14 protein-coding genes are annotated in these 17,790 nt (G+C 63.0%); 9 read left to right on the forward strand and 5 right to left on the reverse strand.

Going from position 1 to position 17,790, the window contains the following annotated elements; genetic code table 11:
* Window positions 1–171: 171 nt before the first annotated feature.
* From ACTORR_RS08940 to ACTORR_RS08975, 8 genes are all read left to right on the forward strand, one after another.
* Window positions 172–768 (forward strand): superoxide dismutase, encoded by a 597-nt coding sequence (locus tag ACTORR_RS08940; RefSeq protein ID WP_054887251.1) that lies wholly within the window; start codon window positions 172–174, stop codon window positions 766–768.
* Between the two features lie 332 nt (window positions 769–1,100).
* Complete coding sequence (locus tag ACTORR_RS08945) at window positions 1,101–3,152, forward strand: putative bifunctional diguanylate cyclase/phosphodiesterase (protein ID WP_099815949.1); 2,052 nt, start codon at window positions 1,101–1,103, stop codon at window positions 3,150–3,152.
* A gap of 159 nt (window positions 3,153–3,311) precedes the next feature.
* The gene (locus ACTORR_RS08950; RefSeq protein ID WP_099815948.1) at window positions 3,312–4,649 is read left to right on the forward strand and encodes an imelysin family protein; all 1,338 of its coding nucleotides are present in this window, start codon (window positions 3,312–3,314) and stop codon (window positions 4,647–4,649) included.
* A 291-nt stretch (window positions 4,650–4,940) separates the two neighbouring features.
* Window positions 4,941–6,368, forward strand: a complete 1,428-nt coding sequence (locus ACTORR_RS08955) for a di-heme oxidoreductase family protein (protein WP_054884591.1) — start codon at window positions 4,941–4,943, stop codon at window positions 6,366–6,368.
* 19 nt (window positions 6,369–6,387) lie between these two features.
* Entirely contained in the window at window positions 6,388–7,452 is a 1,065-nt protein-coding gene (locus tag ACTORR_RS08960) for an imelysin family protein (protein ID WP_054884592.1), read from the forward strand.
* Between the two features lie 2 nt (window positions 7,453–7,454).
* Entirely contained in the window at window positions 7,455–8,552 is a 1,098-nt protein-coding gene (locus ACTORR_RS08965) for a DUF1513 domain-containing protein (protein WP_054884593.1), read from the forward strand.
* 223 nt (window positions 8,553–8,775) lie between these two features.
* Window positions 8,776–9,924 (forward strand): efflux RND transporter periplasmic adaptor subunit, encoded by a 1,149-nt coding sequence (locus tag ACTORR_RS08970; protein ID WP_262108725.1) that lies wholly within the window; start codon window positions 8,776–8,778, stop codon window positions 9,922–9,924.
* Window positions 9,925–9,937: 13 nt separating this feature from the next.
* On the forward strand, window positions 9,938–12,982 hold the full coding sequence (locus tag ACTORR_RS08975; protein WP_054884595.1) for a multidrug efflux RND transporter permease subunit: 3,045 nt from the start codon (window positions 9,938–9,940) through the stop codon (window positions 12,980–12,982).
* Between the two features lie 204 nt (window positions 12,983–13,186).
* Here the strand turns inward: ACTORR_RS08975 and ACTORR_RS08980 are convergent, their stop codons facing one another.
* From ACTORR_RS08980 to colR, 5 genes are all read right to left on the reverse strand, one after another.
* Window positions 13,187–13,405, reverse strand: coding sequence for a hypothetical protein (locus ACTORR_RS08980; RefSeq protein ID WP_054884596.1), 219 nt, complete (start codon window positions 13,403–13,405; stop codon window positions 13,187–13,189).
* Window positions 13,402–14,103, reverse strand: coding sequence for a lipopolysaccharide kinase InaA family protein (locus ACTORR_RS08985; RefSeq protein WP_054884597.1), 702 nt, complete (start codon window positions 14,101–14,103; stop codon window positions 13,402–13,404). Before ACTORR_RS08985 ends, ACTORR_RS08980 begins: the two co-directional genes overlap by 4 nt.
* Before the next feature lie 6 nt (window positions 14,104–14,109).
* Window positions 14,110–14,790 carry a class I SAM-dependent methyltransferase gene (locus ACTORR_RS08990; protein WP_286935780.1) on the reverse strand — a complete coding sequence of 227 codons (681 nt, stop codon included), beginning with the start codon at window positions 14,788–14,790 and terminating at the stop codon, window positions 14,110–14,112.
* Between the two features lie 107 nt (window positions 14,791–14,897).
* Window positions 14,898–16,199 (reverse strand): sensor histidine kinase, encoded by a 1,302-nt coding sequence (locus tag ACTORR_RS08995; RefSeq protein ID WP_054884599.1) that lies wholly within the window; start codon window positions 16,197–16,199, stop codon window positions 14,898–14,900.
* The gene (colR, locus tag ACTORR_RS09000) at window positions 16,189–16,872 is read right to left on the reverse strand and encodes a two-component system response regulator ColR (RefSeq protein WP_003255215.1); all 684 of its coding nucleotides are present in this window, start codon (window positions 16,870–16,872) and stop codon (window positions 16,189–16,191) included. The genes ACTORR_RS08995 and colR overlap by 11 nt, the downstream gene beginning before the upstream one ends.
* A 180-nt stretch (window positions 16,873–17,052) precedes the next feature.
* Between colR and ACTORR_RS09005 the strand changes: the two genes are divergently transcribed.
* Window positions 17,053–17,781, forward strand: a complete 729-nt coding sequence (locus ACTORR_RS09005; protein WP_286935781.1) for a phosphatase PAP2 family protein — start codon at window positions 17,053–17,055, stop codon at window positions 17,779–17,781.
* Window positions 17,782–17,790: the final 9 nt, after the last annotated feature.

Raw genomic sequence — 17,790 nt, forward strand, 5'->3', positions numbered from 1 at the left:
CCAACCGCTCTGGAACCTCTATTCCCTATCTTTGTTGCGTGGTTATGCGTCGGGCCCGGTGCTATGATCCAGGCCTTGCGTCGCAAAGAGTACAAACTCGCCGACGTACATCGGGCCGCCCGTGACCGGCCTTGCGCAAACCGCAAACAGACCTGAATCAGGAGATCCACCATGGCTTTTGAATTGCCGCCGCTGCCGTACGCCCACGATGCCCTGCAGCCGCACATCTCCAAGGAAACCCTGGAGTATCACCACGACAAGCACCACAACACCTATGTCGTGAACCTGAACAACCTGGTCCCAGGCACCGAATTCGAAGGCAAGACCCTGGAAGAGATCGTCAAGAGCTCTTCGGGCGGCATCTTCAACAACGCCGCTCAAGTCTGGAACCACACCTTCTACTGGAACTGCCTGGCACCTAACGCCGGGGGCCAGCCGACCGGCGCCCTGGCTGATGCCATCAACGCTGCTTTCGGTTCCTTCGACAAGTTCAAGGAAGAGTTCACCAAGACTTCGGTCGGCACCTTCGGTTCCGGCTGGGGCTGGCTGGTGAAGAAAGCTGACGGCACCCTGGCCCTGGCCAGCACCATCGGCGCCGGCTGCCCGCTGACCAGCGGCGACACCCCGCTGCTGACCTGCGATGTCTGGGAACACGCCTACTACATCGACTACCGCAACCTGCGTCCGAAGTACGTCGAGGCGTTCTGGAACCTGGTCAACTGGAAATTCGTTGCCGAGCAGTTCGAAGGCAAGACCTTCAAGGCCTGATTCAGTCAGCCCTGAACGAAGAAACCCGGCCATGTGCCGGGTTTTTTCATGCCTGTGTCGGCCTCTTCGCGGGTAAACCCGCTCCCGCAGGGACAGCTTCAAGATCACAGGCGGCGCAGTACCTGTGGGAGCGGGTTTAGCCGCGAAGAGGCCGGCACGGTTTTGCTTGCTCAGCGCGTAGAGCACGCTAACATCAACCGTCTGGAAGTTTGATACCGCGCACTCAAGTTGCAGGGTCGGGCAACCGATACACTACCCAAGGTCGGCCGATAGTGTATTGCCAACGGTTAATGGCAAAATGATGTTATGCGCATGGATTAAGGAAAACCCCATTGAAGCTGGAATTGCGGAACAGCTTGTCGGTCAAGTTGCTCAGGGTCGTGCTCCTTTCGGCGCTGGCGGTCGGCGTCGTCCTCAGTTGCGCGCAGATCGTCTACGACACCTACAAGACCCGCCAGGCCGTCAATAACGACGCCCAACGCATTCTCGACATGTTCCGCGACCCCTCCACCCAGGCGGTATACAGCCTCGACCGTGAAATGGGCATGCAGGTGATGGAAGGCCTGTTCCAGGACGAGTCGGTGCGCATGGCTTCGATCGGCCACCCCAACGAAACCATGCTGGCGGAAAAGTCCCGTCCGCTGCAGGACATGCCGATGCGCTGGCTGACCGACCTGATCCTCGGCCAGGAACGCACCTACACCACCCAACTGGTCGGCCGTGGCCCGTACAGCGAGTACTACGGCGACCTGAGCATCACCCTCGACACGTCGTCCTATGGCGAAGACTTCCTGGTCAATGCGGTGATCATCTTCATTTCCGGCGTGCTGCGCGCCCTGGCCATGGGCCTGGTGCTCTATCTGGTGTATCACTGGCTGCTGACCAAGCCGCTGTCGAAGATCATCGAGCACCTTACCCAGATCAACCCTGACCGCCCCAGCCAGCACCAGATTCCGCTGCTCAAGGGCCACGAGAAGAATGAGCTGGGCCTCTGGGTCAATACCGCCAACCAGCTGCTGGCCTCGATCGAGCGCAACACCCACCTGCGCCACGAAGCCGAGAACAGCTTGCAGCGCATGGCGCAGTACGATTTCCTCACCGGCCTGCCGAACCGCCAGCAATTGCAGGAGCAACTCGACAAGATCCTCGCCGACGCCGGCCGCCTGCAACATCGCGTGGCCGTACTGTGCGTGGGCCTGGACGACTTCAAGGGCATCAACGAGCAGTTCAGCTACCAGGCCGGCGACCAGTTGCTGCTGGCCCTGGCCGATCGCCTGCGCGCTCACAGTGGCCGCCTGGGTTCTCTGGCGCGGCTGGGAGGCGACCAGTTTGCCCTGGTCCAGGCCAATATCCAGCAGCCCTACGAGGCGGCAGAGCTGGCCCAGATCATTCTCGACGACCTCGAACTGCCGTTCGCCCTGGACCAACAGCAAATCCGCCTGCGCGCCACCATCGGCATCACGCTGTTCCCGGAGGACGGTGACAGCACCGAGAAGCTGCTGCAAAAAGCCGAACAGACCATGACCCTGGCCAAGGCCCGCTCGCGCAACCGTTACCAGTTCTACATCGCCAGCGTCGACAGCGAAATGCGCCGCCGCCGCGAGCTGGAAAAAGACCTGCGCGAAGCCCTGCCGCGCAACCAGCTGTACCTGGTCTACCAACCGCAAATCAGTTACCGCGACCACCGCGTGGTCGGCGTCGAGGCCTTGTTGCGCTGGCAACACCCGGAGCTCGGCATGGTCCCGCCCGATCAGTTCATCCCCCTGGCCGAACAGAACGGCAGCATCATCAGAATTGGCGAGTGGGTACTCGACCAGGCCTGCCGGCAGTTGCGCGAATGGCATGACATGGGCTTCAGCGAATTACGCATGGCGGTCAACCTGTCCACCGTCCAGCTGCATCACAGCGAGCTGCCGCGGGTGGTCAACAACCTGCTGCAGGCTTACCGCCTGCCTCCGCGCAGCCTGGAGCTGGAGGTGACCGAGACCGGCCTGATGGAAGACATCAGCACCGCCGCCCAGCACCTGCTCAGCTTGCGCCGCTCGGGGGCGCTGATCGCCATCGACGATTTCGGCACCGGTTACTCGTCGCTCAGCTACCTGAAGTCGCTGCCGCTGGACAAGATCAAGATCGACAAGAGCTTCGTCCAGGACCTGCTCGACGATGACGATGATGCGACCATCGTTCGCGCCATCATCCAGCTGGGCAAGAGCCTGGGCATGCAGGTAATCGCCGAAGGTGTGGAAACCGCCGAGCAGGAAACCTACATCATCGCCCAAGGCTGCCATGAAGGTCAGGGCTATCACTACAGCAAGCCGTTGTCGGCCCGCGAACTGACCAACTTCCTCAAACAAGCCCAGCGCAATCAGGTCTCCGCGCTGTAAGGCTTGCCCCTCGATTCCGGCCCGTGATGCGCATTTGCATGAATTGCGCGCCAACCCCTTTACAGCAAATGCAAATCTTTCGCATGATGTTGTCGTTTCGCGTGCCACGGCGCACGGCCTAACCCCTTGGTCCAACCACACGACGCAGGAAAACCAATAATGATTCGTATGCCTCTGGCCTCCGCCAGTCTGCTCGCCATCGCCATCGCTCTCGCCGGTTGCGGCGAAGGCAAGGATGACAAGGCTGCCGCTCCGCAAGCTCAGGCACCTGCTGCGGCCAGCACCGCAGCAGCGGCGCCCGGGGCTGTCGACGAAGCGGCCGGCAAAGCCGTGGTCAAGCATTACTCCGAAATGGTCTATGCCGTGTACAGCGACGCGCTGAGCACCGCCAAGACCCTGCAGACCGCCGTCGACGCGTTCCTTGCCAAGCCCAACGACGAAACCCTGAAAGCCGCCAAAGAGGCCTGGGCTGCCGCGCGCGTACCTTACCTGCAGAGCGAGGTGTTCCGCTTCGGCAATACCATCATTGATGACTGGGAAGGTCAGGTGAACTCCTGGCCGCTGGACGAAGGCCTGATCGACTATGTCGACAAGAGCTATGAGCATGCCCTGGGCAACCCGGCGGCCAGCGCCAACATCATTGCCAACACCGAGATCCAGGTTGGTGAAGAGAAGGTCGATGTCAAGGACATAACCCCTGAGAAACTGGCCAGCCTGAACGAACTGGCAGGTTCCGAAGCCAACGTCGCCACCGGCTACCACGCCATCGAGTTCCTGCTCTGGGGCCAGGACCTCAACGGCACCGGCCCAGGCGCAGGCAACCGCCCGGCTTCCGATTACCTGGAAGGCAAAGGTGCCACCGGCGGCCACAACGACCGTCGCCGCGCCTACCTGAAAGCGGTCACCGAGCTGCTGGTAAAGGACCTCGAAGAGATGGTCGGCAACTGGAAGCCGAACGTCGCCGACAACTACCGTGCCACGCTGGAAGCCGAGCCGGTGGCCGATGGCCTGCGCAAGATGCTGTTCGGCATGGGCAGCCTGTCGCTGGGCGAACTGGCCGGTGAGCGCATGAAGGTCTCGCTGGAAGCCAACTCGCCGGAAGACGAGCAGGACTGCTTCAGCGACAACACCCACTACTCGCACTTCTACGACGCCAAGGGCATCCGTAACGTCTACCTGGGCGAGTACACCCGTGTCGACGGCACCAAGCTGACCGGCCCGAGCCTGTCCTCGCTGGTGGCCAAAGCCGATCCGGCTGCCGACGCCACCCTCAAGGCCGACCTCGAAGCCACCGAAGCGAAAATCCAGGTGATGGTCGACCACGCGCTCAAGGGTGAGCATTATGACCAACTGATCGCCGCCGACAACGCTGCCGGCAACCAGATCGTGCGTGATGCCATCGCCTCGCTGGTCAAGCAGACCGGCTCGATCGAACAGGCTGCAGGCAAGCTGGGCATCGCCAACCTGAACCCGGACACCGCCGATCACGAATTCTGATCGACAATTTCGGTTCACCAAGAGGCGACCTTCGGGTCGCCTTTTTTCTGTCCCGGCCTCTTCGCGGGCAAGTCGGATCGCCGCACCGCCGCTCCCACAGGATCTTCCCAGGCTCTGGTCTTGTGCGGCCCCTGTGGGAGCGGGCTTGCCCGCGAAGAGGCCGGTGCAGACTGATGAAAATGCTGGCATTTAACATTCTTTTCACCCGGGTAATTGCAAATTGCTCTTATTCAAACAAGGCTGGCCTGCTAAGCTTGCACGCCGGTTTTTCGTCCACGCCCAGGATTTTGCATGTCCTCGTCGCTGTCCCGACTCTCCCCTCTGCTGCTGGCCCTCGCCCTTGCCGCCTGTGATGACGCCCCGCGTTTCACCCAGGCCGAGCCCGGCGAAGCGCTGTCTGGCGGCCAGGCAACGGTTCAGCGCGACGACCGCAAGGCGTTTTCCCTGCCCTCGGCCAACCTTTCGGCCGAGCGGCGCCTGGACTTCGCCGTGGGCAACAGCTTCTTCCGCAGCCCTTGGGTGATCGCCCCGTCCACCACCACCGCGCGTGATGGCCTGGGCCCGTTGTTCAACACCACGGCCTGCCAGAACTGCCACGTGCGCGATGGCCGCGGGCATCCACCTGGGCCCGATGACAGCAATGCCGTGGGCATGCTGGTGCGCCTGTCGATCCCCGATCAGCCTTACCTGGCCAAGCAGATCGAGCGCCTGGGCGTGGTCCCTGAGCCGGTCTACGGCACCCAGCTACAGGACATGGCCATCCCCGGCGTGGCGCCAGAGGGCAAGGTGCGGGTGAACTACTCCACCCAGACCGTTACCTTCAAGGACGGCCACCCGGTCGAACTGCGCCGCCCGACCCTGCAGATCACCCAGCTTGGCTACGGCCCGATGCACCCCGACACGCGCTTCTCGGCCCGTGTCGCCCCGCCGATGATTGGCCTGGGCCTGCTCGAAGCCATCGCCGAAGCCGACATCCTGGCCAACGAAGACCCGGACGACCGCAACCACGATGGTATCCGCGGCCGCGCCAACCGGGTCTGGGACGACGCCCAGGGCAAGACCGTGATCGGCCGCTTCGGCTGGAAGGCCGGGCAGCCCAACGTCAACCAGCAGAACGTGCACGCCTTCAACGGCGACATGGGCCTGACCAGCCGCTTGCAACCGAAGGACGACTGCACCCCGGCCCAGGTCGACTGCCTGGCCGCGCCCAATGGCGACGGTGAAGGCGACGAGAAGGAGGTCAGCGACAACATCCTGCGCCTGGTCACCTTCTACACCCGCAATCTCGGCGTGCCGGCACGTCGTGACGTCGCCGCACCGCAAGTGCTGGCCGGCAAGAACCTGTTCTTCCAGGCCGGCTGCCAGGCCTGCCATATCCCGCAGTTCACCACTGCCGCCAACACCGCCGAAGCGGAGCTGGCCAATCAGGTGATCCGCCCCTACAGCGACCTGCTGTTGCACGACATGGGCCCAGGCCTGGCCGACGAGCGCACCGAATTCGCCGCCAACGGCCAGGACTGGCGTACCCCGCCGTTGTGGGGTATCGGCCTGACCGAAACGGTCAGCGGCCACACCCAGTACCTGCACGACGGCCGCGCCCGCAACCTGCTCGAAGCCGTGCTCTGGCACGGCGGCGAAGCACAGTCGGCGCGCGACCATGTATTGACCTTCAATGCCGAGCAGCGCGCCGCGTTGCTGGCTTTCCTGAACTCACTTTGAAACGCGCAAGGAGCCGGGCATGTTCCGACCCAAACTGTTGTTCACCAGCCTCGCCGCACTCGCCTTGGGTGCCTGCTCGCCGCAGGACCCGCAGGCAGTGACTTCCGCCGCCATCGCCAAGCAGGTGATCCTGCCGACCTACAGCCGCTGGGTCGAAGCCGACCGCCAGCTGGCCGCCAGCGCCCTGGCCTACTGTGAGGGCAAGGAAAGCCTGGACACCGCCCGCGCCGATTTCCTCAATGCGCAAAAAGCCTGGGCCGAACTGCAACCGCTGCTGGTCGGCCCGCTGGCCGAAGGCAACCGCGCCTGGCAGGTACAATTCTGGCCGGACAAGAAGAACCTGGTCGGCCGCCAGGTCGAGCAGCTGGTCAATGGCGACAAGCCGGTCGATGCCGCCGCCCTGGGCAAGGCCAGCGTCGTGGTACGCGGCCTGTCGGCTTACGAGTACATCCTTTTCGACAGCAAGCCAGACATCGCCACTGCCGAGCAGAAGGCCCGCTATTGCCCGCTGTTGGTCGCCATTGCCGATCACCAGAAGGCCCTGGCCGAGGATATTCTCAAGACCTGGAACAGCACCGACGGCATGCTGTCGCAGATGACCAAGTTCCCCAACCAGCGCTACGCCGACTCTCACGAGGCGATCGCCGACCTGCTGCGCTCCCAGGTTACCGCCCTGGATACCCTGAAGAAGAAGCTGGGCGCCCCCATGGGCCGGCAGAGCAAGGGCATCCCACAACCGCTGCAGGCCGAAGCCTGGCGCAGCCACTCCTCGCTGAAAAGCCTGGAAGCCACCCTCAAGGCCGCCCAGGCGGTGTGGGTCGGGGTCGACAACCAGGGCCTGCGCGGCCTGCTGCCCAGCGATCAGAAACCCCTGGCGCAGAAGATCGACGACGCCTACGCTACGGCGCTCAAACTGCTGGCCGACAACCAGAAGACCCTCGGCGAGCTGCTGGCCGACGACGCCGGGCAGCAGACCCTCAATCAGATCTACGATGCTCTGAACGCCGTCCACCGCCTGCACGAAGGCGACCTGGCCAAGGCGCTGAACATCCAGCTGGGCTTCAATGCCAACGACGGTGACTGATCATGCTGCGACGCCAGGCCCTCAAACTCGGTAGCGTATTGCTCAGCGCCCTGACCTTGGGCGGCTGGAGCCTGCTGCGCAACAAAGGCAGCGAACCCTTGCTGTTGTCGGCGCGGGACGATGGCGACGGCAAGCATTACGCGGTCGGGTTCCGCCTGGACGGCACCCAGGTGTTCAGCACCCAGGTCGCCCAGCGTTGCCATGCCATCATTAACCACCCCGAGCTGCCGATCGCCCTGTTCGTCGCCCGTCGCCCCGGTACCGAAAGCTACCTGGTCGACCTGCGCGATGGGCGCCTGCTGCAGACCATCACCTCGCAACCAAACCGCCACTTCTATGGCCATGCGGTGATCCACAAGGGTGGCGAATGGCTGTATGCCACCGAAAACGACACCACCGACCCAGGCCGCGGTGTGCTCGGCGTGTACCGTTTCGAGGGCGAGCGCCTGGTGCACAGCGGTGAGATCCCGACCCATGGCATCGGCCCCCACGAGCTGGCCTGGCTGCCGGACGGCGAAACCCTGGTCGTGGCCAACGGCGGTATCCGCACCGAGGCCGAGAGCCGGGTCGAGATGAACCTCGACGCCATGGAACCCAGCCTGGTGCTGATGCAGCGCGACGGCACCCTGCTGAGCAAGGAAACCCTGGCCCAGCAGATGAACAGCGTGCGCCACCTCGCAGTGGGCGACGATGGCACCATTGCCGCCTGCCAGCAGTTCATGGGGGCTGCCGACGAAACCGCCGAGCTGCTGGCGATCAAGCGCCCGGGCGAGCCGTTCAAGGCCTTCCCGGTGCCGGAGCGCCAGCTGCAATCGATGGCCCAGTACACCGCCAGCGTCGCCATCCACAGCGACCTGCGCCTGGTAGCATTGACCGCACCGCGGGCCAACCGCCTGTTCGTCTGGGACCTGGACAGCGGTGCGGTGAAGCTCGATGCCCCGATGCCCGATTGCGCCGGGGTCGGTGCGGTCGAGGATGGATTTGTCGTGACGTCCGGGCAGGGTCGTTGCCGCTTCTACGATTGCCGCAAGGCCGAGCTCATCGGGCAACCGATGGACCTGCCGTCCGGGTTCTGGGACAACCACCTGCATCTGGTCTGATTTTTCTGCCGCCTGTGCCGGCCTATTCGCGGGCACGCCCGCTCCCACAGGGACCGCGCACCCTCTGACTACGCGGTCCCTGTGGGAGCGGCTTTAGCCGCGAAAGGGCCGGCACAGGCAATCTCCTCCCCCTTCTGCAATACTTCCTCCATCCGCACGTGGGCAGGATCGCCCGTTGTCGTGTTCGAGCGAATAACAATCACGCATCCAAGGAACCGGACTTATGCTACGCCGCCGCATGCTCATCATGTTGGCTGTCGTTCTGTTGATCGTGCTGGCCCTGGGGGGCTACAAGGGCTTCTCGATCTACCAACAGATCCAGATGTTCTCTGCGCCCAGGCCACCCATCACTGTTGCGGCCGCCCCGGCCGAACAGCGCCAGTGGCAGGAGCGCCTGCCTGCCGTCGGCAGCCTGAAGGCCCTGCAAGGCGTCGAACTGAGCCTGGAAGTGGAGGGCATCGTCAAGGCCTTGTACTTCGACTCCGGGCAGAAGGTCAAAGCCGGGCAACCGCTGCTGCAGCTCAACGACGACCAGGAAACCGCCCTGCTCGGCACTGCCCAGGCCGACCTGGGGCTGGCCAAGGTCGACTTCGGTCGCGGCAGCCAGCTGGTCGGTGATGCCGCCATCTCCCGCGGTGAATTCGATCGCCTGTCCTCCCAGTACCGGCGCAATCAGGCGGTGGTTGAACAGCTCAAGGCGCAGAAGATCAAGAAAAGCATCAACGCGCCGTTCAGTGGCACCATCGGCATTCGCCAGGTGGACATCGGCCAGTACCTGGCCGCCGGCACGGTGATTGCCACCCTGCAGGATTTGTCCAGCCTGTACGTCGACTTCAACGTCCCAGAGCAGGCGTTGCCGCGCCTGAGCCTGGGCCAGCAGGTGCTGGTGCAGGTGGCCGCCTACCCTGGCCAGACCTTCCCGGCCAGCCTCAGCGCGATCAACCCCAAGGTCGATGAGAACACGCGAAACCTGCTGGTTCGCGCGACCCTGGCCAACCCGGAAGACAAACTGCTGCCAGGCATGTTCGCCAACCTGCTGATCCTGCTGCCCGACCCGCAACCCCAGGTGGTCGTGCCGGAAAGCGCAATCACCTATACCCTCTATGGCAACTCGGTGTACGTCGCCACGCCGAAGCAGGACAAGGACGGCAACCCCGTCACCGACGAAAAGGGCGAGCCACAGCTCAGCGCCGAACAGCGCACCGTACAGACCGGCGAACGCCGCGATGGGCTGGTGGTGGTCAGCAAAGGCCTCAAGGCCGGGGAGCAGGTGGTCACCGCCGGGCAGCTCAAGCTGACCCCTGGAGCGGCCATCCGGATTGGCCAGGACAGCGCGCTCAAGCCCGAACAGGGCGCACCGCGCAGCGACTGAGCAGGAGGCAGGCATGGCGTTCACCGACCCGTTCATCCGCCGCCCGGTGCTGGCCAGCGTGGTCAGCCTGCTGATCCTGCTGCTCGGTTTCCAGGCTTGGCACAAACTGCAGATCCGCCAGTACCCGAAAATGGAGAACGCCCTGATCACGGTGACCACCGCCTACCCCGGGGCCAACGCCGAGACCATTCAGGGCTACATCACCCAGCCGCTGCAACAGAGCCTGGCCAGTGCCGAAGGCATCGACTACATGACCTCGGTCAGCCGCCAGAACTTCTCGGTGATTTCCATCTACGCGCGCGTCGGCGCCGACAGCGACCGCCTGTTCACCGAACTGCTGGCCAAGGCCAACGAAGTGCGCAACCAGCTGCCGCAGAACGCCGAAGACCCGGTGCTCAGCAAGGAGGCCGCCGACGCCTCGGCACTGATGTACATCAGCTTCTACAGCAAGGATATGAGCAACCCACAGATCACCGACTACCTGTCGCGGGTGATCCAGCCCAAGCTTGCCACCTTGCCAGGCATGGCCGAGGCGGAAATCCTTGGCAACCAGGTGTTCGCCATGCGTATCTGGATCGACCCGGTGAAACTGGCCGGCTTCGGCCTGGCCGCCAGCGACGTGACCAATGCCGTGCGCCGCTACAACTTCCTCTCCGCCGCCGGCGAGGTGAAGGGCGAATACGTGGTCACCAGCATCAACGCGAGCACCGAGCTGAAATCGGCCGAAGCCTTTGCCGCCCTGCCGCTCAAGGTGTCCGGCGACAGCCGGGTACTGCTGGGTGATGTGGCACGTGTGGAAATGGGCGCGGAAAACTACGACACGGTCAGCTCGTTCGACGGCACGCCGTCTGTCTATATCGGCATCAAGGCCACTCCGGCAGCCAACCCGCTGGACGTGATCAAGGAAGTACGGCGCATCATGCCCGAGCTGGAGAGCCAGCTGCCTTCGGCGCTGAAGGTATCGATCGCCTACGACGCCACACTGTTCATCCAGGCCTCCATCGACGAAGTGATCAAGACCCTCGGCGAAGCGGTGCTGATCGTCATCGTGGTGGTGTTCCTGTTCCTCGGCGCCCTGCGCTCGGTGCTGATCCCGGTGGTGACCATTCCGCTGTCGATGATTGGCGTGCTGTTCTTCATGCAGATGATGGGTTACTCGCTGAACCTGCTGACGCTGCTGGCCATGGTGCTGGCCATCGGCCTGGTGGTGGACGACGCCATCGTGGTGGTAGAGAACATTCACCGGCACATGGAGGAAGGCAAGTCCCCCTTCGACGCGGCCCTGGAGGGCGCACGGGAGATCGCCATGCCGGTGGTGTCGATGACCATCACCCTGGCCGCGGTGTACGCCCCCATCGGTTTTCTCACCGGGCTCACCGGTGCGCTGTTCAAGGAGTTCGCCCTGACCCTGGCCGGGGCGGTGGTGATCTCCGGCATCGTCGCCCTGACCCTGTCGCCGATGATGTGCGCCCTGCTGCTGCGCCAGGAGCAGAACCCCAGCGGCCTGGCCCATCGGCTCGATGTGCTGTTCGACGGCCTCAAGCTGCGTTATCAGCGCGTGCTGCACGCTACCCTCGACAGCCGCCCGGTGGTACTGGTGTTCGCCGTGATCATCCTGTGCCTGATCCCGTTGTTGCTCAAGTTCACTCAGAACGAACTGGCGCCCAATGAGGACCAGGGCGTGATCTTCATGATGAGCAGTTCGCCACAGCCGGCCAACCTCGACTACCTGAATGCCTACACCGACCAGTTCACGCCGCTGTTCAAGAGTTTCCCCGAGTACTACTCGTCGTTCCAGATAAACGGCTTCAACGGCGTGCAGAGCGGCATCGGTGGCTTTCTGCTCAAGCCGTGGAACGAACGCCAACGCACGCAGATGGAGCTGCTGCCGCTGGTGCAGGCCAAACTCGAGCAGATCGGTGGGCTGCAGATCTTCGGTTTCAACCTGCCGTCGCTGCCGGGTACCGGCGAAGGCCTGCCGTTTCAGTTCGTGATCAACACCGCCGGGGACTACCCTGCCCTGCTGGAAGTCGCCCAGCGGGTCAAGCAGAGGGCGCAGGCATCAGGCAAGTTCGCTTTCCTCGACATCGACCTGGCCTTCGACAAGCCAGAAGTGGTGGTCGACATCGACCGGGCCAAGGCGGCGCAGATGGGTGTGTCCATGGATACGCTGGGCAGTACCTTGGCAACCCTGCTGGGCGAGGCTGAAATCAACCGCTTCACCCTCGAAGGCCGCAGCTACAAGGTGATTGCCCAGGTGGAGCGGCCCTTCCGGGACAACGCCGGCTGGCTGAACAACTACTACGTGAAGAACGAGCAAGGGCAGCTGCTACCGTTGTCGACGCTGATCACGCTCCGTGACCGGGCCCGCCCGCGCCAGCTCAACCAGTTCCAGCAGCTGAACTCGGCGATCATCCAAGGGGTGCCGATGGTCAGCATTGGCGAGGCGTTGCAGACGGTGCGCGATATCGCCCGGGAAGAAGCACCTGAGGGCTTTGCCTTCGACTATGCCGGGGCGGCCAGGCAGTACGTTCAGGAGGGCAGCGCCCTGTGGGTGACCTTCGGCCTGGCATTGGCGATCATCTTCCTGGTACTGGCCGCGCAGTTCGAGAGCTTCCGCGACCCGCTGGTGATTCTGGTGACCGTACCCTTGTCGATCTGTGGCGCGCTGCTTCCGCTGTTCCTGGGCATTTCCAGCATGAACATCTATACCCAGGTGGGGCTGGTGACCCTGATCGGCCTGATCAGCAAGCACGGCATCCTGATCGTCGAGTTTGCCAACCAGTTGCGAGAGGAACAGGGCTTGAGCATCCGCCAGGCCATCGAGGAGGCTGCCGCCATTCGCCTGCGGCCGGTGCTGATGACCACGGCGGCCATGGTGTTCGGCATGGTGCCGCTGATTCTGGCTACCGGTGCCGGGGCAGTCAGCCGGTTCGACATCGGCACGGTGATTGCCACCGGGATGTCGATCGGGACCTTGTTTACCCTGTTCGTGTTGCCGTGTATCTACACCTTGCTGGCACACAAATCAGCAGCCAAGGAGCCTGTTGTCGCCTGATCCGGCCCCTTCGCGGGCACGCCCGCTCCCACAGAGACAACGTACCCCTTGAGCAATGTGCTGGCCCTGCAGGAGCAACTGTCTTGCTCAATTTTAAGCTGGCGCGATCCGTGTGGGAGCGGGCTTGCCCGCGAAGAGCCGATGAGGCACACAGAAAAAACAAAGGCCTCGCATTGGCGAGGCCTTTATCTTGCTCGAGCTGTATCAGCCAAATGGCCGTAGCCCCTGGCGCATTCCAAAGAGGAACAACAGCAGATCCTGGTCCGGCTCGGCCTTGTTCTGCTGCTTCACCGTATGCGGCACCGCGCATTGGCCAGCCTTGCTGAACACCACAGGCCGCGGTTCTTCCCAGGCAGCTACCGCCGCCGTGGTCACAGCCAACCCAGCCACCAGGAACAAAGCTCGAGCTATTTCTAGTTTCATTGCCCTAACCCTTTGACAGCGCTGCCAAACGCCATCTGGTAAAAATAGAGCAGCGTTTGCCATTCCGTGTCATTTAGCGACGAGTGGCGGCGCAGCTGGCGCAGGTCGTTGCCCGCGGCCCGCTGACAACTGATGCGTCGTCGGCACTTTTCCAGGTCCAGGAGTGCTACCTCGACGCGGGCCTGCTCACCTGCGCCGATGACCTTGATGAAGACGTGCTTGCCGTACAGGCAGCCATGCTGCCAATGCCCCAGGTGCATGCGCGCCAGGTTGTCGGCCAGGTCCTTGAGCATGCGTTCATGCACCACCTGGGGATAACGCTCGCGCGCACCTTCGGCATGCCAGGTGTCGAGCTCGACAAAGCCATCCAGCGCCTCGCTGACCAGCAGCGCACGCCATTGATGCTCAGGATCACGCTCGGCACCACAAAACACGATACGTGGCACGCGCACGCCGAGTTGTTCGAAGCTGTTCAGTGCATCGAGCTCGCGCAACACCGTCGGCCTGCCGAATGGGTGTAACAGGCTGCGATAGATATGGCCAACCTGACGCTTGGCATACAGCACCTTGCCGTTGCCATCCCTCAGACGTTGTACGCCACTTTCACCACCGCGCCGCTGGTTGGGTTCCTCGACCCATTCACCTTGCTGGCGCCAGTAATAATCGAACCGCGACTCCCCATTTTGGGCTACAGCCATCAAACACTACCCCTTACGCAATACATATACCCGCCACATGGCATAGAACGGCAGGAAGTCGAGGCGCTCCTGGATTCTGAAGCCGGCGGCCTTGAATTCTGCTTCAACCGTTTCTACCGGTAACACGAAACGGTTCTGATAGCTGCCCTGCTCGCCGTTGGCACTGCGCTTTTGCTCGAGCTTCTGGCGGCGCCAAGCCTTGAAGTTACCGTCCACCCACAATGACAGGATTACGCTGTCACGGCTAACCCTTTGAAACTCGTCAAGAATGGTTTTGCGATGAGCCGCTTGGCCGATATGGTGAAACAGCCGCATGCAGAAAATGCTGTCGACTGAATTATCCGGCAAATCGATGGCGAACGCCGAAGTCTGCAAAGGGCGTACCCGCGCCACCACTTCTGGCGGTTGTGCGGCACAGGCGGTCTTGATCATCGCCTCGGAGTTATCGGCGCCGATGATCACCCGGTTCGGCTTTTCCGCCAGCAGCGGCCAGAATCGGCCCGCTCCGCAGGGCAGATCAAGGACCAGGCCCGGTTCGCCGGCCAGCGTCAGGGCCCGACGGGCGAGATGCTCGTCGCGCTTGTGGGACAGGCGTCGTGCCAGTCCATCCTGATGCTTGAGGAAATACGCTTGGGCATGTTGCTGGTCGTACTTCTCGGAAAATTCGAGTTTGATCGGGCTGCGCATCGAGAGGCTCCTATCTTCAATGCGCCTACCTTAGGTAACAAATCGTGGGAAACAGGTCATGCCAATGTGAAAATAACGTCACCAAACGGCAGGACTGTTTCATCATATTACAGGGTGGGATCGGTCTTTTCCGCACTCTGGCTCAGGTCCACCTGGAAGCGGCAGCCGTGCGGCGACGTCGAAGTCAATGTCACCCGCCAGCCTTGGTCATCGCAGATCCGCTGTACCAGCGACAGGCCCAAGCCGAGGCCTTCGCCACGCCGCTCCTCGCCACGCACGAAAGGCTGGAACATGGCCTCGCGCTTTTCCTCCGGGATACCCACGCCACTGTCTTCGACACTGAAGCCGTTGAGCTCCAGGCTCAGGCGGATATAACCGCTATCCGTGTAATGCGCGGCATTACGCAGCAGGTTGCCCATCACCGAGTGCAGGAAGGTGGCGTTGTACAGCAATGGGCCTGCACTGACCTGGCCATCATAGTAGAGCGCCAGGCCCTTCTGCTCGATGGTATCGCGCCACACCCCGATCAAGTCGTCGGCGACTTCGCGCAGGGTTGCCTGGGACGCCACGGCTCCCTGGTCACGCTGGGCACGCGCCAGCATCAAGAAGGTCTTGACCAGCTCGCGCATCTCTTCCGTGGCGCGGGCGATGCGCTCTACCTGATTGCGCGAGCGGGTATCCAGATTGGGGTTTTCCATCAGCAGTTCGCACGAGGTGGCCAGCACCATCAGCGGCGTGCGCAGCTCATGGCTGACATCGCTGGTGAACAAGCGCTCGCGGGTCAGTGCATCACGCAGCCGGCCGAGGGTATCGTCGAACGCCGCCGCCAACTGGCCGACTTCGTCGGCCGCGTAGTCCGGTGCCAAAGGCGGCGCCAGGCCGAGCAACTGGTCACGATGGCGAACCTGGCGCGCCAGGCGGATGACCGGTGCCATGACCCTGCGCGCCAGTAACCAGCCGAGCACCACGGCCAGTACCAGGCTGAGCACGAAGCCCACCACCACCACGGCGAACAGCACCCGCTCGCGCTCTTCGAAATCGCTTTGGTCCTGCAGCAGTACGTAGCGGCGACCATCGACGATCTCGACCATCGCGTGGTAGGACAACTGGTCGCGGAATACTTCATGGAAGCCCACATCGAGGTGGCGCAAGTCCTTGGGCAGCTCGAAATCATCGCGCCCGCCACTGAAGTAGAAAAGCTGGTCAGGCCGTGGCCGGTGGCTCCAGTCACTGACGCTGTCCATGCGCAGCAGGCGCTGCAGGTCGCCGCCGAGCACCGATGAGATCAGGCGCTCCTCAACCAAATGCACGGTGGCGACGATACCGAAGGCGAAGGCGCCGGCCACCAGCGCGCTCATCAACGCAAAGGCGATGATGATGCGCTGGGCAAGGCTTTGCTTAAACTCCATCGCGGCCCTCGGCGAGGCGATAGCCGACGCCATGGACGGTATGCAGCAGCGGTTTTTCAAACGGTTTGTCGATCACTTGGCGCAGCTGGTGCACATGGCTGCGCAGGCTGTCGCTATCAGGGCAATCATCACCCCACAGGGCTTCTTCCAGCACTTCGCGCCGCAGCACGTGCGGGCTTTTCTGCATCAGTACGGCGAGCAGCTTGAGGCCGACCGGGTTGAGCTTGAGCAGGCGGCCCTGGCGGGTCACTTCGAGCGTATCGAGATCGTAGCTCAGGTCCGCGACCTGCAGGGTACGGCGCCCGCCGCCCTGGGCCCGGCGCAGCACCGCTTCGATGCGCGCGGCCAGTTCGGACAAGGCAAAGGGCTTGAGCAGGTAATCATCGGCACCAGAGCGGAAGCCTTGCAGGCGATCGTCCAGCTGGTCGCGGGCCGTGAGCATGATCACCGGGGTGTCACGGCGGGCATCCTCGCGCAGGCGCTTGCACAGGGTATAGCCATCGATACCGGGCAGCATGATGTCGAGCACGATCAGGTCGTAATGCTCGGTGGCGGCCAGGTGCAGGCCCGACAGACCATCCTGGGCGCAGTCGACGGTGTAGCCTTTCATGCCCAGGTAATCGGCAAGGTTGGCAAGAATATCGCGGTTGTCTTCAACCAAAAGAATACGCATCGGGTTCTCCTGTGCGGCGCTTCGCTACGGTGCGCGGCAGGCGCAGCTTAAGGCCATCGCCGGTACTGTGCCAGCCCTGGGGCAAATTCAGCGAACTTGACAGTTTTTTCACTGATCCTTCACGGACAGAGAATAGCGGGCGCATGACAATGCCCGGTCTTTTTACCCCCTGGAGCTGTCATGCAACAACGCACTCGTCCGCGTCCGATCAACCTCTGGCTGTACCTGGGCATACCGCTGGCGGTTGCCGCGACCCTGCTCCTGCTGGAACTGACCTCGGTCGACATGGACGTCGCCAACCTGTTCTACGACGCCGCCGCCGGGCAGTTCATCGGGCGTCACAGTTACCTGCTGGAAACCGTCATGCATGACCGGGTCAAGCAAGGCGTGATCCTGCTTGGCCTGATCTCGCTGGGCGCGTTCGCCTCGAGCTTCTTCTGGAAGCGCCTGTTCAGCTGGCGCCGCGAGCTGGGTTGCCTGGTGCTGGCGCTGGGGCTTTCAACCGCCTTCGTCACGCCGCTGAAGAAGGTGACCCAGGTGCAATGCCCTTGGAGCCTGACCCAGTTCGGCGGCAAGGAAACCTACAGCAAGCTGCTGGAACATCGCCCGGCAACCGACAAGCCAGGCCTGTGCTGGCCAGGTGGGCATGCCGCCACCGGTTTCTGCCTGTTCGGCCTGTTCTTCATGCTGCGTGATCGCAAGCCGAAGCTGGCGCGGGTGGCGTTCGGGGTGGCTTTGGTGGCGGGCTCGGCGCTGGGGCTGGGGCGGATGCTGCAGGGGGCGCACTTCCTGTCGCATAACGTGTGGACCGCCGTGTTCTGCTGGTTGATTGGCCTGGGCTCGTATTACCTGGTGCTGTACCGCAAGGGCATGGTCGAGGTGCCAGCCGCCGAGCATCGCGTCGCCTGAAAATGAAAA

The sequence above is a fragment of the Pseudomonas sp. SAR267 genome, assembly GCF_052077595.1.
GTDB classification, from domain to species: domain Bacteria; phylum Pseudomonadota; class Gammaproteobacteria; order Pseudomonadales; family Pseudomonadaceae; genus Aquipseudomonas; species Aquipseudomonas vlassakiae.